At 71.2% G+C, this 19243-nt stretch carries 17 protein-coding genes; 10 read left to right on the top strand and 7 right to left on the bottom strand.

The genetic code is table 11. The features are described 5' to 3' along the window. Positions 1–587 precede the first annotated feature (587 nt). From HD595_RS10000 to HD595_RS09990, 3 genes are all read left to right on the top strand, one after another. Positions 588–2300 (top strand): hypothetical protein, encoded by a 1713-nt coding sequence (locus HD595_RS10000; RefSeq protein WP_253767837.1) that lies wholly within the window; start codon positions 588–590, stop codon positions 2298–2300. A gap of 241 nt (positions 2301–2541) precedes the next feature. Beyond that, entirely contained in the window at positions 2542–3153 is a 612-nt protein-coding gene (locus tag HD595_RS09995; protein ID WP_253767835.1) for an RICIN domain-containing protein, read from the top strand. A 162-nt stretch (positions 3154–3315) separates the two neighbouring features. Beyond that, complete coding sequence (locus HD595_RS09990) at positions 3316–4797, top strand: AAA family ATPase (RefSeq protein ID WP_253767833.1); 1482 nt, start codon at positions 3316–3318, stop codon at positions 4795–4797. A 23-nt stretch (positions 4798–4820) separates the two neighbouring features. Here HD595_RS09990 and HD595_RS09985 read toward each other — a convergent pair whose 3' ends face one another. Continuing rightward, the gene (locus HD595_RS09985) at positions 4821–5510 is read right to left on the bottom strand and encodes a FadR/GntR family transcriptional regulator (protein WP_253767831.1); all 690 of its coding nucleotides are present in this window, start codon (positions 5508–5510) and stop codon (positions 4821–4823) included. Between the two features lie 199 nt (positions 5511–5709). Then, positions 5710–7605 carry a sialidase family protein gene (locus HD595_RS09980; RefSeq protein WP_253767829.1) on the bottom strand — a complete coding sequence of 632 codons (1896 nt, stop codon included), beginning with the start codon at positions 7603–7605 and terminating at the stop codon, positions 5710–5712. A 144-nt stretch (positions 7606–7749) separates the two neighbouring features. Between HD595_RS09980 and HD595_RS09975 the strand changes: the two genes are divergently transcribed. Both HD595_RS09975 and HD595_RS09970 read left to right on the top strand, forming a co-directional pair. Then, positions 7750–8082 carry a PadR family transcriptional regulator gene (locus HD595_RS09975; RefSeq protein WP_253767827.1) on the top strand — a complete coding sequence of 111 codons (333 nt, stop codon included), beginning with the start codon at positions 7750–7752 and terminating at the stop codon, positions 8080–8082. Then, positions 8079–8846, top strand: a complete 768-nt coding sequence (locus HD595_RS09970; RefSeq protein ID WP_253767825.1) for a hypothetical protein — start codon at positions 8079–8081, stop codon at positions 8844–8846. Before HD595_RS09975 ends, HD595_RS09970 begins: the two co-directional genes overlap by 4 nt. 68 nt (positions 8847–8914) lie before the next feature. Here the strand turns inward: HD595_RS09970 and HD595_RS09965 are convergent, their stop codons facing one another. Then, positions 8915–9571, bottom strand: a complete 657-nt coding sequence (locus HD595_RS09965; RefSeq protein ID WP_253767823.1) for a DUF1579 family protein — start codon at positions 9569–9571, stop codon at positions 8915–8917. Positions 9572–9808: 237 nt separating this feature from the next. Here HD595_RS09965 and HD595_RS46685 point away from each other — a divergent pair, with 237 nt between their 5' ends. The 4 genes from HD595_RS46685 to HD595_RS09945 all read left to right on the top strand — a co-directional run bounded on the left by HD595_RS46685 (position 9809) and on the right by HD595_RS09945 (position 14336). After that, positions 9809–11704 (top strand): sensor histidine kinase, encoded by a 1896-nt coding sequence (locus HD595_RS46685; protein ID WP_253767821.1) that lies wholly within the window; start codon positions 9809–9811, stop codon positions 11702–11704. Between the two features lie 54 nt (positions 11705–11758). Continuing rightward, on the top strand, positions 11759–12364 hold the full coding sequence (locus HD595_RS09955; RefSeq protein ID WP_253767820.1) for a response regulator transcription factor: 606 nt from the start codon (positions 11759–11761) through the stop codon (positions 12362–12364). Positions 12365–12576: 212 nt separating this feature from the next. Next, positions 12577–13413 (top strand): NAD(P)H-binding protein, encoded by an 837-nt coding sequence (locus HD595_RS09950; RefSeq protein WP_253767819.1) that lies wholly within the window; start codon positions 12577–12579, stop codon positions 13411–13413. Between the two features lie 95 nt (positions 13414–13508). Beyond that, positions 13509–14336: a hypothetical protein gene (locus tag HD595_RS09945; protein ID WP_253767818.1), complete on the top strand. Its 828-nt coding sequence runs from the start codon at positions 13509–13511 to the stop codon at positions 14334–14336. A gap of 63 nt (positions 14337–14399) precedes the next feature. On the opposite strand, the gene HD595_RS09940 is transcribed toward HD595_RS09945, so the two are convergent. From HD595_RS09940 to HD595_RS09925, 4 genes are all read right to left on the bottom strand, one after another. Then, positions 14400–15143 carry a DUF4097 family beta strand repeat-containing protein gene (locus HD595_RS09940; protein ID WP_253767817.1) on the bottom strand — a complete coding sequence of 248 codons (744 nt, stop codon included), beginning with the start codon at positions 15141–15143 and terminating at the stop codon, positions 14400–14402. Between the two features lie 100 nt (positions 15144–15243). Then, on the bottom strand, positions 15244–16083 hold the full coding sequence (locus tag HD595_RS09935; RefSeq protein WP_253767816.1) for an LLM class flavin-dependent oxidoreductase: 840 nt from the start codon (positions 16081–16083) through the stop codon (positions 15244–15246). A gap of 133 nt (positions 16084–16216) precedes the next feature. Further along, entirely contained in the window at positions 16217–16567 is a 351-nt protein-coding gene (locus HD595_RS09930; protein WP_301309483.1) for an STAS domain-containing protein, read from the bottom strand. Positions 16568–16601: 34 nt separating this feature from the next. Next, the gene (locus tag HD595_RS09925; protein WP_253767814.1) at positions 16602–18071 is read right to left on the bottom strand and encodes an LCP family protein; all 1470 of its coding nucleotides are present in this window, start codon (positions 18069–18071) and stop codon (positions 16602–16604) included. An 81-nt stretch (positions 18072–18152) separates the two neighbouring features. Between HD595_RS09925 and HD595_RS09920 the strand changes: the two genes are divergently transcribed. After that, a complete protein-coding gene (locus HD595_RS09920) occupies positions 18153–19193 on the top strand; it encodes a glycosyltransferase family 2 protein (RefSeq protein WP_253767813.1) in 1041 nt (346 codons plus the stop codon). Positions 19194–19243: the final 50 nt, after the last annotated feature.

Raw genomic sequence — 19243 nt, 5'->3', positions numbered from 1 at the left:
GCTGCCACATCGGGGGGCACGGCCCCCCGAACCCCCAGCCGAACCCCGCTCCGCCAACCGTTGACCATGACGCCCCGTAACAACGCAGACCACAGACCGAGAAGATCGAAGACGTTCGGCCGGCTCGGCAAGCTCTGTCAGGTCGAAGTGGGCGTCAGCCTGGGAGGCCGTGTGCTCGTTGACCTCCGCGTGGCGGGACACAGGCATCCGGTGATGGCATGTCAGCTCTCTCGGACGGGGGTGAACGCGTACGACCGCCGTCGGTCCCTGGACATGGGGGCAAGGTAGAAGACGAAGAGGCGACCTGCGTGCCGAAATCATTCAAGAGCGCAATTTAACTGAATTGGGCCATTGTCGCATCGAGAACGTCCGAGACAGGAGGCCGTGGTAGGCCGGGCAACATGTGGGGCTAAACGCGAAGAATGACCTCTGATGGGAGCGTCCGAGGTGCTCGGTGAGCTCGCCGCGCCCGACCACCAGGCGGCGGCTCCGCGCTAAGATCGCGTCCCATGCTTCCGGATGGTTTATGGCGGATTATAAGAATCGGAGTAGTAAGTCTGGTTCTTGCGGCGGGGTTCGCGGGCCTGGTGCTCGGCGACACCTGGCTCTGGGTGGCCGTCGAATGGACGCCGCCGTTCTATGCGGAGTTCTACGCGCAGGACGGGTTCGACGCCCCGACGACTGCGGCGCTGCTCGTGGCCGCTCCCGTGAAGGCCGCTCTTCTGTGGCTGATCCTGCGTGCCCCCGCGCCTGGACCGCTGGACCGCCGGGCGAGGGCGCTGCGCCGGTTGCTGTATCTGGCGGTGGCGTACACCCTCGTGCTGCGGTATCCGATCGCGCTGCTCCCCGGCCCGATCGACGTGACTTTCTCGCTCGCGCTGTGGACCGCGATCGACGTCCTCTACCTGCTCGTCATCCGCTGGCGGTCCCGCGTGCTGCGCGCGGCGGCCGGGGCGATGTTCGCGGTCGAGCTGGCCGGGATGGCGAGCGGGCTGCTCGACGAACTCGACCTCCTCGAGCTCGGCCCGAGCGACATCCTCATGCTGGGCCTGATGCTGAGCGGCGTGGTGGCGACCGTCCTCACGGTCGTCGGGCAGCGGCGGGACGGCCGGTGGAGCCGCGGCACGCAGGGCGCCGGGTGGTTGTCGGCGGGCGTGTCCGCGCTGGGGTTCCCGCTCAACATGCTCATCATGAGCCTCTCCGGCGGCGGTCCGGCGATGGTGGTCGTGATGGACGCGGTGGGGCTCGTCAGCACCGTGTGGATCGCGGCGACCGCCCGTGAGCTGGCCGTCCATGAGCCGAGCGCCGGGGACCGCCCGGCGGAGCCTCCGCCCGCGCGGCGGCGCGTGATCCGCGTCGCGGTGGCGGCCGTGGCCGTCTTGACGATCGTCGCGCAGATCCACCCGGAGGGGGCCGCGCGTCTCACCTACACCGCCTGGTCGATGAGCTGCTATGACCGGCCCAGCTTCGGCGACCTGAAACCCGCGGAACGCGACACCGCGTTCCTGTGCCGGGCGCGGAGCAGAGAGGGCGGAGTCCCGCCCATGTTCCCGGACAGCATGGCGGACCAGGAGATCATCGCGTACGGGCGGGAGCTGTGCCGTACGGAGGACCGCGACGAGCAGGAGGCGATTCTGCGGCGGGCCGGGAGCGCGCGGTCCGATGCGGGCGCGGACCCGTGGGACCTCGTCTACGTGTGCCCGGAGACCGTCGGCGCGATGTATCCCGAGTTGCTGCGCTCGACCGCTGAGGAGAAGGCGGCGAACGCCGCCTACATCGCCGAGAAGAACGCGAGATGCCGCGACCCGTGGCCCCGGACGAAAGGTGCCGCCCAGGCCACGGCCAACTACTTCCTGTTCGCCGACGGCGATCCCGGCTACCTGGTCCACGACCCCGACGACAAGGCCGCCGACGAGTCGGAGGAGCAGGCGACGGGCAAGGTCTACGACGACAGCACCCTCATCGGGGTGGCCGGCAGCGCGGTGCTCATCGGGCACGTCGAGGACGTCATCCATCTGTGCCTCACGGTGAAGGCGTTCGGCACCGCGCCGCCACAGCGGTTGGCCGGGTGGGACCAGGTCAACGAGGTGCCGATCGTCAGCCGCAGCGGCCGGCTCACCGTGCCGGAGAAGGGCGAGGGAGAGGTGGGCGCGGGCGCCCCGATGCCGAACCTGGCGATCGCGGGCAAGGGCCGCTACCGGCTCCGTGTCTACGTGCGGGTCGACGAGGAAGGGGAGGAGCAGCACCTGGTCGTGGTGTTCCCGGGTACGTCGGGGAAGAGGCTCAAGCTGAAGCCGTGAGCGGTGGCGGGGCGCGGCCCCGACCCCGTCGCACCACATGAGTCAGCCTGGGTTCCAGTTGAGTGCGTCGCAGCACCGCTGTGCAGCCGTACAAGAGCTGAGGCGGCGATCGTCGCCGGTGCGGCACCCAGTCAATGGCCGTGAGCTGCGTGATTGCATCAGGGTGCAAAGATCTTGCCGCGTGATGGTGAGTCCCGCAGTCTCGATGAGGCAAGCCGTCATCTGCGAGAGGAATTCGGGCATGCGCATGCGCAAGATCGTTGCTCTCATCGCCGCGGCAGCTGTCGGCGGCGGCCTCACTCTGTCCCCCGCGTCGGCGGCCACGGCCGTCAATCGGCAGGCGATCACGTGGTCGGCCGCTCAAACCGCCAAGGCGTCGAAATTCGTCGATGAGGTCTACATCGAAGCCGACGGTGCCACCAGCGGACATTGGCGTCTGGGAACGGCGAACGGCAGAACGACGAACAACACGGTTCTGGCTCTCGGCCAGGCACGGGCCAACAACGCCTCCCAACGGTGGATCATGAGCAAGACCGTCGAAACCGACTACGGAGACGGCCTGGTCTTCTCGCTGGCCACCAATCCAGATCTGTGCCTTACGCGCCTCAGCACCAGCAAGGGACAGCTCCTGAACGCCTACGAGTGCTCTGGGGCGAACATGCCGTACTCCAACCTCTGGAGATTCGACTTCAATTACGGCACCAACAACTATGAACTGGTCCCCGTCGGGCCCGACGGCGGCACGCTGTGTGTCGACATCAAGGGCGGCAAGTTCGCGGACGAGACCAGGATTCAGTTGTGGACCTGCAACAACACCAAGGCTCAGGTGTGGAAGGCGTATTCGGTGTACTGACAGCCGGGCCGGCCGGGCGCGAAGCCATGCCGGCGGCGCCCGGTCCCAGTGGCGGCAGCATCAGCCCGAATCGCACCCGCCCTCTCAAAGCCATACTACACCCTGATGCAGAAGTACACTTCTGAGAAGTGTACTTCTGCGAGTTTGCGTAAGGGGGGCGTAGTGATCACCAGGCCAGAGCGGGTCTTCGGCCGTGCCCGCGAATGGGAAGGGCTGTCCCGGTTCGTGGCCGGAAGGGGAGCGGTCACAGCTCAGAACGGCGCGGCTCTCGGCGTGGTCTCCGGGCGTCGCCGCCAAGGGAAGAGCTTCCTCCTCCAAGCCTTGACTGAAGCCACGGGCGGCATGTACTTCGCCGCCACCGAGGCCACCGAGGCCGAGTCGTTGCGGCTGTTCACCGAGGCTCTGACGCGCCACACACGCGAGGTCGTCGACATTCCGCCGCGGGACTGGAACGACGCGGTTACCCTCCTCTTCCGAGCCTTTCGTGACCGGCAGGTGCCGGTGGTCGTGGACGAGTTCCCGTTCCTGACCAGGAGCTCGCCGGCGCTGCCGTCGATCATCCAGCGTGAGCTCGGCCCCGGCGGCAGCGGGCGCGAGAGTCGGGCACGGCTCGTCCTGTGCGGGTCGGCCATGTCCGTGATGGGTGGACTGCTGGCGGGCCAGGCCCCGCTGCGTGGCCGCGCGGGGCTTGAGCTCGTCATCCATCCTTTCCGTTATCGGGAAGCGGCCGACTTCTGGGGCATCACGGATCCGAGGCTCGCCGTGCTGGTCCATGCCGTTCTGGGCGGGACTCCGGCGTACCGGTACGAGTTCACTCAAGGTGATGTGCCCGCGGACCTGGACGACTTCGACGCCTGGGTGATCCGCACCGTGCTCAACCCGCAGACGCCGCTGTTCCGCGAGGCGCGCTACCTGCTGGCCGAGGAGTCCGAGATCCGGGACCCCGCCCTCTATCACTCCGTCCTCGCCGCCATCGCGAGCGGCAACTCCACCAACGGCGGCATCGCCAACTACGTCGGACGGAGGTCCGATCAGATCACCCATCCGCTCCATGTCCTGGAAGACTGCGCGCTGGTCGCACGCGAGCCCGACTTGTTCCGTTCCGGACGCGCCCGCTATCGCATCGTGGAGCCGTTGATCACCTTCTACGAGGCCATCATGCGACGGCGGTGGTCCGAGCTGGAGATTCATCGGGCGAAGCGCGTGTGGGGCTCGGTCCGGCAGAGCTTTCTGGCGCAGGTCGTGGGTCCGCACTTCGAGATGCTGTGTCGTGACTTCGCCGTCGACGCGGACCAGAACCTCTACGGCGACTTCCCGGCCGAGGTCGGGGCGGGGACGGTGCCAGATCCGGCGCGCCGGTCCCAGATCGAGATCGACGTGGCCGTTCTCGCCGCGCAGGAACCGGGCCGGCCGCGTCGCGTCCTGTCGCTGGGTGAGGCCAAGTGGGGCGAGGTGATGGGACGTGCGCACCTCGCGCGGCTTGAGCGGGCGCGGGAACTGCTCGAAGGCAAGGGGTACGACACGCGCGACACCGTTCTGGCCTGCTATGGCGGGTCCGGTTTCGCGTCGGACCTCACCGACGCGGCCGGGACCGACCCGAAGGTCCTCCTCGTCGGTCTGGATCGCCTCTACGGACACCCGTAACACCCGAGGAGAGGGCGGCCGGGTCAGGTCGGGGCGGGTACCGGCCGGGCCTCCGCTCGCGCGATGCGCGCCTTGACGTCGCGGAAGTGCAGCCGCATCGCCTCCCGCGCGGCCTCGGCGTCCCGGGCGCGGAGCGCCGCCACGATCCGGCGGTGGTTGACGACGATCTCCGCGGCCCGCTCCTCCGGCGGGCCCAGCGTCGGCTCGACCTCGTGGTAGACGTCCCAGAACAGGCCGATGAGCTGTAGCACCAGCTCGTTGCCGCGCGACTCGTACAGCAGCGCGTGGAACGCCCGGTCGGCTTCCCGGTCCCGGTCCATGCCGTTGACCAGGGCGTCCAGCGCGGCGAGCCGGGCGGCGCTGGTGCTCTGGGCCACCTGGCCGATCAGCTCGGTCTCCAGCAGTTCACGTACCTCGACCAGGTCGTGCAGGGCGCGGATCCCGCCGCCCGGCCCCGAGCGCACCTGGAAGGCGAGCGACGGGGTCAGGACGTCGAGCGAGGCGTGTCCGACGAACGTCCCATGACCGTGCCGGATCTCGACGATGCCCAACGCCTGCAGGGCCCGTACGGCCTCGCGGACGGTGTTCCGGCTGGCTCCGAGCAGGTCCATCAACTGGACTTCGGTCGGCATCGGCGCCCCGGGGGTCAGCCCGCGCTCGTGGATCAGGGCGACGATGCGCTCTTGAAGCGACGCGCCGTCACGCGTACGCATGCTGCCTCCAGGATCGTCGAAGTCCTTGTGACAGAACATCCCACCTCTCGGTCCCGTAAGGCCAGGCGAAGCGGGAAAGTTCACGTCGGCGACATGGAGGGGCCATCGGATCGACGCGGCCCGGTCGTCCTGCTGCCGGCACGCGGTGATGGCGCCCGCCGGGATCCGGCGGGCGCCATGCCAAGAGGTGGGTTCGTCCTCAGCCGACCTGGTCGAACGGCAGCCGCAGCCCGAGCCGGCCGCCGATCGGGAGGTTCCGCCGCTGGATCAGGTCCAGCTCGACGCCGGTGAGGGGGCGCCGGTAGACGCGGACCTCGTCCAACGTCCCGTGGAAGCGGTCCACGCCGTCCATCCGCTGCCCGATGTGGATCCCTCCGAGCCCGAACTCCTTGCCCAGGGTCAGCGAACCGGGCGGCGCCGCCGCCGACGAGACCTGCGTGCCGTCCACCAGGAGCCGGAGCTCGCCGCGTACCCGCTGGAGCACCACGAAGTGCCACTGACCGTCGTTGTACGCGCTCGGCGACTGCACGGTCACGTTGAACCGGTCGACGGAGAGGACCGCCCGGATGCGGTTGCTGGCCGGTTCGGCCCGCAGCCACAGCGCCGGCGGGTTGGTGCCCCGGTTGACCCGGTGGAACCACAGGATCGCGTGCGCCCCGGTCTTGTCCGAGTACCTGATCCAGGAGGTCAGCGTGAAGTCCTTCGCGCCGAGGTCGATGGAGTCGTCGAACGGCACCTCCACCCGGTCGTCCACCCGGTCCAGGGCCAGCCCGTCGCCGAACCGCCCGTCGGTGGTCTGCGCGCCGCCGCGGACGTACGCCTTGTTGCGGTACGGCGACTCGTCCGGCGTGGTCGGGCCGGGCGCCGGGGGCCCGGGGATGCCGGGCGGGGTGCCGTTCGGCGTCTCCAGGTACGCCTCGTTGAACCGCGCGAACCGGATCTGCTCGTACGGGGTGATGTCGCCGGCCTCGTACATCAGGGCCGCCTCGTCACCGTCCAGCCGCACCATGTCCGAGTACGCCGACGGCCCCCAGTGGAAGACCTTGCCCTCGTCCCAGGTGTCGAAGTGGCGCCCCTCGTCGTGGGACGACCGGATGCCCATCGCCTCCCGGGCGCCCGGGTGCATCGGCGAGGAGAACAGGAGGCGCTCGTCGCTGAAGCGCAGCAGTGACGCCTGGACGTCGGTCGTCGCCAGCGCCGGCATGGTGCGGAACGGGGCGTCCCACGTCTCGCCGCCGTCGCTGCTGGTCGCGTACGCCCGGTTGCCCTCGTCGGTGCCGCGTTCACGGGCGGAGGCGTAGATCCGCCCGTCGGTGAGCTCGATGACGGTGACCTCCTGGGCGATGAGCGTGCCGTCGTCGCGGGAGGTCTCGGCGCCGATGTTCCACGTCGCGCCGCTGTCGTCGCTGTAGAGCAGGTGCGTGCCGTAGACGTGCTTGCCGACCCGGTCCCAGCTCTCGAAGTTCGCCCCGACGACCAGCCGGCCGGCGTGCGGGCCGCGCTTGAGCTGGATGCCGTGCATCGGGCCGGTGGCGTACCAGAAGTTCCACTCCGGACGCTTGCCCTCGGTCATCTCCCTGGCGGCCGACCAGGTCGCTCCGTGGTCGTCGCTGTACTGCACCCAGGGGTCGCGGTCGCAGCCGTTCGGGCACGGCTCCGCGCCGTTGTGGGTGCTCACCAGCACGACGCGACCGGTGCGCTCGTCGACGATCGGAACCGGGTTGCCGTGGGTCGTGCCGTTGCCCTCCGAGACGACCTGAAGCGGGCCCCAGCTTCGCCCGCCGTCGGCGGAACGGCGCAGTACGAGGTCGATGTCCTCGTCGTCGCCGCAGTCCTTCACCCGCCCCTCGGCGAACGCCAGGAGCGTGCCGTCGGTGGCCCGCACCACGGCGGGGATCCGGAAGCAGGCGTATCCGAAGTCGCCCTGCCGGTAGAGGACCTGCTCCTCGACGAATGGTGTGGTGTCGGCCGGCGTCGCGGAGGCCGCCGGTGCGGTGAGTGTGCTGACGAGTAAGCCGGCGAGCACCATCACGGCGCCCGCACGGCGGCGGCGGGAGCGCCGGGCGCGGCTCTCCGGGGGGTGGCCATCGTGCATGTTCTCGCCTTCCTGACGGGAGGAGAATATGAGCGGACATCCTACGTCCAACGTTGGATGTCCGAAAGACGTTGGACGTCCCCAATCCAGCGCGCTCTCTCACCGCCTCACCCCATAAGCAGATGATCGATATATATTGATCACATGAGACAGATGCAGGAGCCGACGTTCCTGATCCTGACCGCGCTCGCCGCGGGCCCACAGCACGGGTACGGCGTCATCACCGACGCGGAGCGCATCTCCGACGGGCAGGTCCGCCTGCGCGCCGGCACCCTGTACGCGGCCCTCGACCGCCTCCAGGCGGAAGGTCTCGTCGCGGCGGACCGGGAGGAGATCGTGGACGGCAGGGTGCGGCGCTACTACCGGCTGACCGGCGACGGCGCGACCAGGCTGGCGGCCGAGGCCGAGCGGATGCGCAGGCACGCGCGAGCGGCCACCGCGCGCCTGCGCCCCGCCGGTCCGGGAGGCGTGGCGTGAACCCGCTCGAAGCCCGCTACCGGCGGCTACTGGCCTGCTACCCGCGCGACCACCGGGCGCGGCACGAGGACGAGATGATCGGCGTGCTGCTGGCCGGCGCCCGCCCCGGACAGACCTGGCCGCCCCCGGCGGACGTCGCCGACCTGCTGTGGGGCGCGCTGCGCGTGCACGGCCGGCGGGCCTTCGGGCCGGTGTCCGCGGCCGCGGCTCTGCCCGTGCTGGCCGTGTCGCTCGGCCGCCGGTGGATCGCGCTGCTCGGCGTGGTCGCGTTCGTCCTGTACGCGACCCGGCACCCGTACCTGCTGGACCTGGACACGCTGATGGCGCCGAACCACGGGCCCGTCCTGCTGGCGGAGACCGCGGCGCCGGTGATCGCGTTCCTCCCCGCCGCGTACCGCGCGATCAGGCTCGTCCCCTGGCGCGCGTTCCTGGTGTGGGGGCCGCTCGCGGTGGCCGGGCTGACGGCCGCCAAGGGCATCGTGCGGTGGGTGGACGTGCCTCTCCACCAGGACGTCGCGGCGTGGAAGGCTGTGCCATGGCTGGTCGTGGTGGCGCCGGCGGCCGGGTTCGCCTGCCGTTCGGCCGTCGGGCGGCGGGCCGCGTTGATCCTGTTCCTGCCCGCGGCGGCCCTCGGCGACCTGGGCGACCTGCCCTTCGTGCCCGCGTCCACCGCCCTGGCACAGCTCGGCTGCGCGGCCCTGGCCTTCACCGCCGCGGCCGTCCTGACCCACCGCCGCCGCGGTCCGGTGGCTCCGGCCGGCTGATCACGGCATCAGGGGCTTCGCCGGGGTTGAGCCCACCTGTCGAGGCCGGGGGGACTCCTCGCCCGCGGCTACTTGGCCCTGCGCGTGTAGACGACGCGGTCGACCAGCCGCTCGGACCGGCCCGGCGGGGTGAAGTACAGCTCGAAGGTGTGCCGGTCGTCGGACCTGATGGTGATCACGGTGCGCATCGGTATCGTCTTCCCGACGTACTCGGGGCCGAGCACCCCGGGATCGGTGAACTCCCCCGGCAGTGACAGCCGGTTGCCGATCTCGCTGAGGGCGGGACCGCGGTAGGTCATCGCGGTGGGGGTGACGCTGTCGAAGGTCGTCCACTCGTAGCGCCGGTCGATGGTGGAGAAACCGAGGATGCCCAGCCGGTAGTAGGGATGACCGCCGAGGACTCCTTCGGTCTTCTCTTCCAGGAACCGGCCGCCCGTCCTGGCGATCCACCGGGTCCTGACCGTGATGTCGCGGGAGACGACCGGCTTGCCGTCGCGGCCCAGGATGTAGTTGTACTTGGTGGCCTTCCAGGTCCCGGCCAGCGGGTCGAGCCGCCGGTGGTAAGGGCCGGGCGCGAGCGGGTCGGCGGGCGCGCCGTGGCTCCGGACGGCCGACGCGTCGACCGGCGTCGTGGCGGGCACCGGCGCCGTGGCGGCGGCCGGGGCGCCGGTCAGGGCGAGCACGGCCACGACCGAGACGACGGACAGGGACAGTCTGTTCAGCATGGTGGTCTCCATGGGCTGCGGGAGGCCGGTGGGCGAGGTGGTGTGGCCGCGCCGCCCGTGCTCTCCGTCGCAGGGTCTTCCGACATGAACGATCTCGTGCCGCGGATGCGCCGGGCACTCACCCGGCGATCCAGCCGCCGGCGTACGAGAGCGTGACATTGCGGGAAGCGTGCCTGATAGTGTCCCCGTCATCGGCAAGAGGTGCATTCTGCACGCTTCACGGGAGGGTCCCGGCGAGTGGTGCGATCGGCGGACGATCTTCCGCTCCGGCTGGCCAGGGCCATGTTGTGGGCCTCGTTCGGCATCCTCGCCTACATCCGTGCGTTCGGCGCGCTGGACGGCGGCGCCGATCCGCTCGGGGTGCTCCTCCCGATGGCGTCCTACCCGCCGCTCATCGCGCTGTCGCTGTGGTGCTGGAGGCCGGCCGTCCGATACGGGCTCTTCGCCACCGTGGTGCTGCTCTACCTCCTGCCGTTCCCGTTCGTCGGGGAGTCCTGGGACTGGATGCCATGGACCGTGGCCGCCGCCGCGCTGTGCGTGCTCCCCGCCCGGATCGCCTGGCCGCTGTTCGTCCTCAGCGTGGCCGCGGCCGGCGGGTCGGTCCTCCTCCTCGGCTACGACGCCGCTCCCGGGCAGGAGATCCAGGCCGCACTCGGGTACATGATCGTCACGGCGGACGACGGTCTCATCGTGTTCGGCCTGTCCAGGCTCGTCATGGCCGTCACGAGACTTCACCGGACCCGCGAGGAACTGGCCCGAATGGCCCTGTCGAGGGAACGGCTGCGGCTGGACGGAGAGCTGCGGCACCTGGTCGGCGGGAAGCTCCAGGCCATCATGTTCCGGATGCGGGCAGCGGCCCGGCAGGAGCCGGGTGAGGCGCGGCACTCCCTCCGGGAAGGGATCGAACTCGCGCGGCGCACCCTGGCGGAGGTGCGTGCCACGGCCGGCGCCTACCGCGCCGACGCTCCCGAGGAGGTCTCGCCGCCGATCGAGTCGCCGCGGCTGGCGCGACGTGTGCTGCTCGCGGTCCTGGTCATCCAATGCCTGCTCGTCATGAGGACCCTGGCCTACGTCCGCCCCGGCGACTGGCCCGCCTTCGCTTTCGCCGCCGTCCTGCTGGTCGTCATCGTGATCCTTCAGATGCTCCCGCAGTCGCGGGCGGTGCTGGTCGCGCAGAGCCTGCTGATCCTGCTGCCCCTGCCGGTCCTCCCGGACGCCTGGGACCGCCTGCTGAGCATCTTCACCGGCAAACTGCTGCTCAACGTACGGCCGCCGCGCTCGTGGGCGATCGTCGGGGTCGTCCTGGGCGGGCACCTCGCCTGGTTCCTGCACCGCGTCGACCGCACGTTCCTGTTCATCGACGACGTCCCCGCCGCGCTGGCCAACTTCGGCGGCCACATCATGATCATGTGGCTGGTGTACTGCCTCGGGCGGCTGAGCGGACTGCTCACCGTGCTGGAGCGGAGCCGGCACGAGCTCGCCGAGGCGGCGGTGCGCCGCGAACGGCTGCGGATCGCCGGCGACCTGCACGACATCCTGGGCTACAGCCTGTCGGCGGTCGCCCTCAAGGGCGAGGTCGCCGAACGCCTGCTCGACAGCGACCCCGCACGGGCCGAGGCCGAGATCGCCGCGCTCGGGTCGCTGGTCGAACGGGCCCTGGTGGAGCTCGACTCCATCACCGGCGACCGGGTGAAGCTGCGCCTGGGCAGTGAGATCGACGCCGCCCGCGAGGTGCTGGCGAGCGCCGGGATCACGGCGGCGGTGCGCGTCGAGACGGGCGCGCTTCCCGCGGCGGTCGACACCGCGCTGGCCACCGTGCTGCGAGAGGGCGTCACCAACGTCCTGCGCCACAGCCAGGCCCGCACCTGCGAGATCATCGTGTCGGGCACGGCGGACGGCGTACGGTTACGGCTCGTCAACGACGGCGCCGCCGTACGGGAGGAAGCGGAGCCGCCGGAACGGCGCGGCAGCGGGCTCGACAGCATCGCCGAGCGGACCGGCGGGCGGGTGACGGCAGGACACCGCGCCGGTGGCAGGTTCGAGGTGCTCGCCGAGTTCGCGGCACCGGCCGGACCCGGTGTCGGCCCACGAGGCTTCGGCCCCGTCGCAGGCAGCCGGCTCTCCCTTGGCTGAGTCCGGGTTGCCGCCTACAGGTTGTCGGTTCGAGGGCCGGGAGGGTGAGGAGCCGTGATTCGCGTGCTCGTCGCGGAGGACATGCACATCCTGCGCGAAGCGCTGGTCGAGCTGCTGTCGCTGAACGACGACATCGAGGTGGTGGCGGGCGTCGCCTCCGGTCTGGAGATCGTGCCCGCGGCGCTGGAGTGCCGGCCTGACGTGGCCGTGATCGACATCGATCTGCCGGGGATGGACGGCGTGGCGGCGGCGGCCGAGCTGCGAAGGGCGCTGCCCGAATGCGCGGTCCTGATCCTGACGGCGCTGACCAAGCCCGGTGTCCTGCGCCGGGCGCTGGGCGCCCGGATCGCGGGCTTCGTCCCGAAGGACATCCGGCCTGCCGAGCTCGCCGCGGCCATCAGGACGGTCGCGGCGGGGGAACGGGCGGTGGACCCCGCGCTGGCGCTGGTCGCGCTGGAGGCGCCGGAGAGCCCGCTCAGCCAGCGCGAGACCGAGGTGCTGCGCATGTCGGCGACGGGCGCGCAGCCCGCAGAGATCGCCGAGCGGCTCTTCCTGACCTACGGCACGGTGCGCAACTACCTCACCTCGGCGGTGACCAAGCTGGGGGCCCGCAACCGGGTCGACGCCATCCGGATCGCCACCGAGTCCGGCTGGATCTAGCGGCAGTTCCGCGCCGACCGATCGTCCGTGCGAAATGCACGTCCGCCCGATTACTGGGACACTGTCGGGCTTTCGCGGTCTGCTGCCACCATCTCCGTGCGTCAACACCCCGACGCGCCGCCGCGTTCTGCGGCCACGCTGCGCGGCGGTGTCCTGGCGGCCGGGCTCCTCCGGGCCGCGCGCACCTCGCCCGTGAACGAAGGGTAATTCTGATGATCTTGGTGACCGGCGCGACCGGGAACGTCGGCTCGGAACTGGTCGAGGCCCTGCTCCGGGCGGGGGAACAGGTGCGGGCACTGGTGCGGAACCCGGCGGAGGCCGCCCTTCCGGCCGGGGCCGAACCGGTCGGCGGCGACCTGAACCGGCCCGAGAGCCTGACCCGGGCCCTCGACGTCGTCCGCGGCCTGTTCCTCCTGCCCGGCTACGACGACATGCCGGGGCTGCTGGCCCGCGCCCGCGAGGTCGGAGTGCGGCGGGTCGTGCTCCTGACGGGCGGCTCGGCCGCACTGGAGGACATGACCAACGTCGTCTCCCGCTACATGACCCTCTCCGAACGGGCCCTGCGGGCATCCGGCCTGCCCTGGACCATCCTGAGGCCGAGGTCGTTCATGTCCAACGCCTTGCGCTGGCTGCCCCAGGTGCGAGCCGGGGACGTGGTGCGCGTGCCGTTCGCCGACGTGCGCACCGCCGCCATCGACCCCTACGACATCGCCGCTGTCGCGGCCCGGGCGCTCCTGGACGACGGGCACGACGGCCTGGTCCACGAGCTGACCGGCCCGCGGGCGCTGCTGGCCGCCGACCAGGTCGCCGTCCTCGCCGAGGTGCTGGGCCGTGATCTGCGCTGCGAGGGCCTGACGAACGCCGAGGCCCGGGCCGAGATGGAGGCGGCCATGCCCGTGCCGTACGTCGACGCGTTCTTCCGCTTCTTCTCCGACGGCACGCTCGACGAGTCGTACGTCCATCCCACGGTGCAGAAGGTGACCGGGCGCCCGGCCCGCACCTTCGAGCAATGGGCGAACGCTCACGCCGACGCCTTCCGCACGGTGTAGCGCCGCCGTGCTGGTGGGCTTGGTGGGTGTGCTGTGAAGCCTGTTATGGTCGTCCGTATCCCCCAAACCAGTAAAGCTTTCGGCATGGGAGAGTCATGATGACCGTCAGGAAGATCGCAGTCGCCACCTCCATGGCCGTCGGGGCAGCCGTCGCCCTGGCCGTGACGGCGCCCGCCGCGAACGCCCAGGGGACGGCCTTCATGGCCTACCACGGTGTGAGCGCGGCCGAGCAGGAGGCGCGCTTCGAGAGGCTGCGCGCCCAGGGGTATCGGCCGGTGGCCGTGGACGTGTCCGGCGGCGGCCGGTACGCGGCCGTGTGGGTGAAGGACGGCGTGCGGTCCTGGGCGCTGTACCAGGGCATGTCGGCCAAGGGTTACCAGCAGCGGTTCGACCAGGCGTTGAAGAGCGGGATGCAGCCGGTCTCCGTGTCGGCCACCGGGGCCGGTGACGGCGCGCGCTTCGTGGCCGCGTTCGCGAGGACGGGCGCGAGGTTCTTCGCCAAGCACGGGCTGACCGGCGGCCAGTTCGCCGCGGCCAACTCCTCGGCCAAGAGCCGCGGGTACGCGCTCACCTCGGTCGACGCGTACGGCACGGCCGGCGACACCCGGTACGTGGCCGTCTGGACGCAGGGCACGCGCGGCGACTGGGACTACACCACCGGCAAGACGCTCGCCCAGCACGAGGCCGAGTTCAAGTCCCGGACGAAGCGCGGGTATCGGCCGACCGAAATCGCGGTCGCGCCCGACGGCACCTACACGGCCGTGTGGCGCAAGGACGGCCTCAAGTCGTGGGCCCACTACGTCGAGATGAGCGGCTCGGGCTACCAGAAGCGCTTCGACCAGCTCCGGGCCAGGGGACTGCGGCCGGTGCAGGTGGACGGCGAGAACGGCCACTACGCCGCCATCTTCGAGGCCGCCCGCTAGCCACCCCCGCCGACGGGACCGGCCCGACGGGCCGGTCCCGGTCCGGCCGCCGGACGGCCGGCGTCACCGGGCGAGGACGTCCACGTTCCCCGACGCGCTCTTGGCCACGATCGTCCGGTCGCTCGGGACGTCCTTGACCTCCGAGCGCTCGTCGCCGTGCCGGCTCTCCGCCGTCACCCGGTACGCCCCCTTGGGCACCGTCGTCCTGACGTACCCGTCGCTCGACACCACATCCACCTGCGACGGCGGCATGGCGAACGACAGACGGACGGCCCCCGCGCCGGTCCGCACCCGCACGCTCGCCGACTTCAGCCGCTCGCCCGCGACCAGGCCGTCGCCGCCGTTCAGCCGCAGCCTGCCGGACGTGTCGTACGCCTTGATCGGACCCTGCGACGACACGTCGGCGTCCTGGGGGAGACCCTGGAGGATCACGCCCTCCTCCGAACCCTCCACGACGAGCCGCACGCCGGGCGGCACCCGGACGTGGTAGCGGGCGCCGCAGTCGCCGAACACGTTCGTGCAGTCGGCGCCGAGCCGCAGCACCCCGTCCTTCAGCGACCAGGACGCGTTGCCCTCGCCCGCCGCCTTGCCGCGCACCCAGCGGTCCACCCGCACCGCGCCCGGCTCGCCCGGCAGGATCCGCAGCCCGCCCATCGAGCTCCTGACCGTGAGCTGCCCGCCCGCGTGCCCGAACGCGCGGCTTTCGTGCACCTCCTTGGCGTCCAGCTCGACCCCGCAGCCGCTCGTGACCGTCGCGAGCACGGCCACCGCCGACACCGCCGCCATCGCCCCCAGAATCCGTCTCATGGGGTGATCATCGTCCGGCGGCTCGGCCGCGCCATCGGCCATCCGGCCGAGGGGGGATCCACCGTTCGGCCGCATTTCCGCCGCGACACCCCCGGAGGGCTCAGAGAGCGGCGACGAGTTCGCGCACGTGGGACAGGGGGTCGTCGCCCATCGGCCGCACCGCGACCGTCGTCACCCCCGCCTCCCACAGCTCCCGCACCCGGGCGGCGGCCTCCTTCGCGGACCCCGCCGCCATGAAGACGTCCTCGGGCGCCACCCCCAGGAACGCGGCCTGGCCCTCCACCGTGCGCCGCATCACCTCGGGCATGTCGTCGCCGACGCACAGGAACGTGAACGCCACCAGCTCGTGGCCGCCCGAGGCGCCGATCCGCTCAAGGATGCCGGGGACGCGGGCCGGCTCCAGGCCCTCGGGGATGATCGTGCCTTCCGCCACGCGGCCCGACAGCGCGAGCGAGCGCGGCTTCACCACGCCGGCCAGCACGGGCGGCGGCTCGGCGGGCGGGTGCACGAGCGAGATCCCGTCCAGGTGAACGGCCCGGCCGCGCAGGGTGACGGTCTCGCCGCGCAGCAGCGCCCGCACGGAGGTGATCGTCTCCTCCAGCAGCGCCATCGGCGACGGTACGGCGGCGCCGACCTGGCGCATCCAGTCCTGGACCCCGTGCCCGATGCCGGCGGCGAGCCGGCCGGGGTGCAGGCGGGCCAGGTTGGCCAGCTCCATGGCCAGCAGCGCCGGGTTGCGCAGCGGGGCGGGGGTGATGCCGATGCCGACCCGGACGCGCTCGGTCACGGCCAGCGCGGTCGCGGCGGAGGACACGGCGCCCGTCCATCCCAGGTCCTCGACGACCCAGAGGTCGGCCACGCCCAGGCCGTCCAGCTCGCGGGCGAACGGCACCAGCAGCTCCGGCGCCAGGTCGCGGTCGAACATCACTCCGAGCCTCACAGCGGCCTCCCGTGTCACGTCGTCCAGGCGGCACGGCCGTGTGCGTCTCCGGCCGTCCGGCCTCCGAGTATCCAGCACAGGGGACCTGTGGGGCATGGGGGACTCATCCGGGTCTGAAAAGGGGGGCCGCCGGTCAGGCCGCCGCGGCCGACAAAGCCGAGCAGGCCTCCTCGACGGACGAGACCGTCTCGAAGTGACGGTCCAGGTTCGTGATCGTGAACAGATGCCTGATCATGCCGTCCTTGAGGACGAGGATCATCCGGCCGCGTGAGTGGTGCACGTGGTTGAACGCGCTCACCAGCACTCCCAGCCCCACCGAGTCGCAGAACGGGACCTCTGTCAGGTCGATGACCACGTTGGCCGAGTCGCTCCTGGCGAGGACGTGGTCGAGCTCCGCCCGCAGGCGCGGGGCTCCGGCCACGTCGAGGTCACCGACGACGCGCACAACCGTACAGGGGTCCTCCCGCCAATACTTGACCACCATGACGGTCCAGTGCCCGAAGTAAGAACTCTTATGCCTATTTCTTGCATATGTTCTGAGTTGCCGTTTTCGCGGTCGGCGTTGCGGTTGACGAGGGTTTGGCCCCGGGTGTCTCCACGGTCGGTTTCTGGATCTTGGGCTGGTCGGTGCCCACGATGACCTCGACGCCCTTGACGTCGCCCGCCTCGCGCAGCTCCGCGCCCGGGATCGCGGCCGCGACGGTGCGGGCGGAGTCCTCGCGGTCGGGGGCGTAGCGGATGACCGTCTTCTTGTAGTCCTTGTTCGGGGTGTTGCCCGGCACGTCCGGCACCCGGAAGCCCGCCGCCACCAGGGCCTCCTTCGTCCGCGCGCCGAGCCCCGTGACGAGCGTGCCGTTCTTGACGGTGACGGCGATGCGCTCCGGCGGGATCGCCTCGCCGGCGGGCCTGCCCGTGGGCTTGGCGGTGGCCGAGGCGGAGGAGGACGGCGAGGGGGCGGGCTTGACGAGGTCCTCGTCGGCGGCGATCCGGCGGAACAGCTCGCGCGCCGCCACGTCGTCCCACAGCACCGCCGACTCGCCGGTCGGCGCCTTGAAGTCGACGTTCTTGAGCGGCACGTCGGCGAACGCGACGTCGTCCAGCGACACGTCGCGCATCTGCGTGACCAGCCCCGTCAGCCCGTCGTCCGGGTCCACCTTGATGGTGCGCAGCGTCGAGTTGACGAAGTCGGCGAGCTTGGCCGGGTTGGTGAGCGTGCCCGCGCTGAGGGCGCGGTTCAGCAGCGCGGAGATCACCTGCTGCTGCCGGTCGATGCGGTCGAGGTCGGAACGGGCCGTGGCGCGGGTGCGGGCGTAGCCGAGCGCCTGGGCGCCGTGCAGCTCGTGGGTGCCGGCGGTGAGCGCGAGCCCCGTCTTGGGGTCGTTGATGGGCACCGGGGTGCAGACCGTGACCCCGCCGAGCGCGTCGACGACGTCGATGAAGCCGAGGACGTTGACCTCGATGTAGCGGTTGACCGACAGCCCCGTCACCTGCTCCACGGTCTCCTTGGCGAGCCTCGGCCCGCCGAACTGGTACGCGGAGTTGATCTTGTGCTGGCCCTTGCCCGGGATGGTCGTCCAGGTGTCGCGGGGGAGGCTCACCACGGTGATCTTGCGGTGGTCCTCGGACAGATGGATGACCATCATCGTGTCGGTCCGCTGCCCGACCTCGCGGCCCAGCTTGAGCTGGTTCTGCTGCTTGCGGGTGAGGTCGTCGCGCTTGTCCACGCCGACGAGCAGGATGTTCATCGCGCCGGTGGACACGGGCTCGGTCACCCCGGCGTCCACCGTGCCGATCTGCCGGGGCGTCGCCCACACCACGCCGGTGCCGACGAGCACGCTGGCGGACAGCAGGCCCGAGACGACCAGGTTGCGCCGGCGCGCCTTCGCGCCGCGGCCCGGCCTGCGCCTGCGACCGGGTGCGAGCCTGACGCCGCCGTAGGCGTCGCCGCCCACATGCACCCCAGCGTCCTCCCCGCCCGGGTCGCGCATCGGTCCCCCTCTTGTTCCGCCGCGAGGATCGGGCTTTCGATTGCCCTCCTCCCCTGCTCGTACAGTAGCGTGAGCCCCGCCATGAAGCAGTTCCCCGACTCGCCGCACGCGCCAGCGGAGACCCGTAGCTGGCCGCCCATCTCCGTCGTCATGCCCGTCCTCAACGAGGAACGGCATCTTCGCGAGGCCGTCGACCAGGTCCTCGCCCAGAGCTACCCCGGCGAGATCGAGGTCGTCCTCGCCGTCGGACCGTCCCAAGACCGCACCCAGGAGGTCGCCGACGCCATCGCGGCGGCCGACCCGAGGGTCGTCGTCGTGCCCAACCCGACGGGCCGCACCCCCAACGCGCTCAACGCGGCCATCGCGGCCTCGCGCAGCGGCATCGTCGCCCGGGTCGACGGGCACGCCATGCTGCCGTCCGACTACCTGCGGGTGGCGGTCGAGACCCTGGAGGAGACCGGCGCCGACAACGTGGGCGGCGTCATGGCGGCCGAGGGCGTGACAGCCTTCGAGCAGGCCGTCGCCTGCGCCATGACCTCCAAGATCGGCGTGGGCGCCGCCGCCTTCCACGTCGGTGGCACGGCGGGCCCGGCCGACACCGTCTACCTGGGCGTCTTCCGGCGCTCCGCGCTCGACCGGGTGGGCGGCTACGACGAGCACTTCCAGCGCGCCCAGGACTGGGAGATGAACCACCGCATCCGCCAGAGCGGCGGCCTGGTGTGGTTCCAGCCCCGCATGCGCGTGACCTACCGGCCCCGGCCCAACGTCAAGGCGCTGGCCAAGCAGTACTTCCACTACGGCCGCTGGCGGCGCGTCGTCTCGCGCACCCACGAGGGCACGATCAACCTGCGCTACCTCGCGCCGCCGGCCGCCGTGCTGGCGATGGCGCTCGGGCTGATCGTCTCGCCGTTCTTCCCGCTCGGGCTGATCATCCCGGGCGGCTACCTGCTGGCCATCGCGGGCGGCTCGGTGCTCACCGGCAGCGGCTACCCGATGGCGGTCAAGGCCAGGCTGCCGCTGGTGTACGCCACCATGCACGTCTCGTGGGGCTGGGGCTTCCTGACCAGCCCGCGCAAGCTGGCCCGCCCGTCGCCGCAGCAGGGCCACCTCTCCCTCCACTGACCCGCCCGCCTCGGGCGCGCGTCCCCTTCCGGGGGTACGCGCGCCCTCCA

Source organism: Nonomuraea roseoviolacea subsp. carminata, from assembly GCF_024172185.1.
Lineage (GTDB): Bacteria > Actinomycetota > Actinomycetes > Streptosporangiales > Streptosporangiaceae > Nonomuraea > Nonomuraea roseoviolacea.
Note: the sequence above shows the minus strand (reverse complement) of the source record. Positions and strands in the feature narration are given on the sequence as shown.

Bases quoted from the DNA above. Each gene is read 5' to 3' on its own strand.
- HD595_RS09995 (WP_253767835.1), top strand. From the start codon at position 2,542: ATGCGCATGCGCAAGATCGTTGCTCTCATCGCCGCGGCAGCTGTCGGC.
- HD595_RS09985 (WP_253767831.1), bottom strand. From the start codon at position 5,510: ATGCGTACGCGTGACGGCGCGTCGCTTCAAGAGCGCATCGTCGCCCTG.
- HD595_RS09980 (WP_253767829.1), bottom strand. From the start codon at position 7,605: ATGCACGATGGCCACCCCCCGGAGAGCCGCGCCCGGCGCTCCCGCCGC.
- HD595_RS09975 (WP_253767827.1), top strand. From the start codon at position 7,750: ATGAGACAGATGCAGGAGCCGACGTTCCTGATCCTGACCGCGCTCGCC.
- HD595_RS09965 (WP_253767823.1), bottom strand. From the start codon at position 9,571: ATGCTGAACAGACTGTCCCTGTCCGTCGTCTCGGTCGTGGCCGTGCTC.
- HD595_RS09950 (WP_253767819.1), top strand. From the start codon at position 12,577: ATGATCTTGGTGACCGGCGCGACCGGGAACGTCGGCTCGGAACTGGTC.
- HD595_RS09945 (WP_253767818.1), top strand. From the start codon at position 13,509: ATGATGACCGTCAGGAAGATCGCAGTCGCCACCTCCATGGCCGTCGGG.
- HD595_RS09940 (WP_253767817.1), bottom strand. From the start codon at position 15,143: ATGAGACGGATTCTGGGGGCGATGGCGGCGGTGTCGGCGGTGGCCGTG.
- HD595_RS09930 (WP_301309483.1), bottom strand. From the start codon at position 16,567: ATGGTGGTCAAGTATTGGCGGGAGGACCCCTGTACGGTTGTGCGCGTC.
- HD595_RS09925 (WP_253767814.1), bottom strand. From the start codon at position 18,071: ATGCGCGACCCGGGCGGGGAGGACGCTGGGGTGCATGTGGGCGGCGAC.
- HD595_RS09920 (WP_253767813.1), top strand. From the start codon at position 18,153: ATGAAGCAGTTCCCCGACTCGCCGCACGCGCCAGCGGAGACCCGTAGC.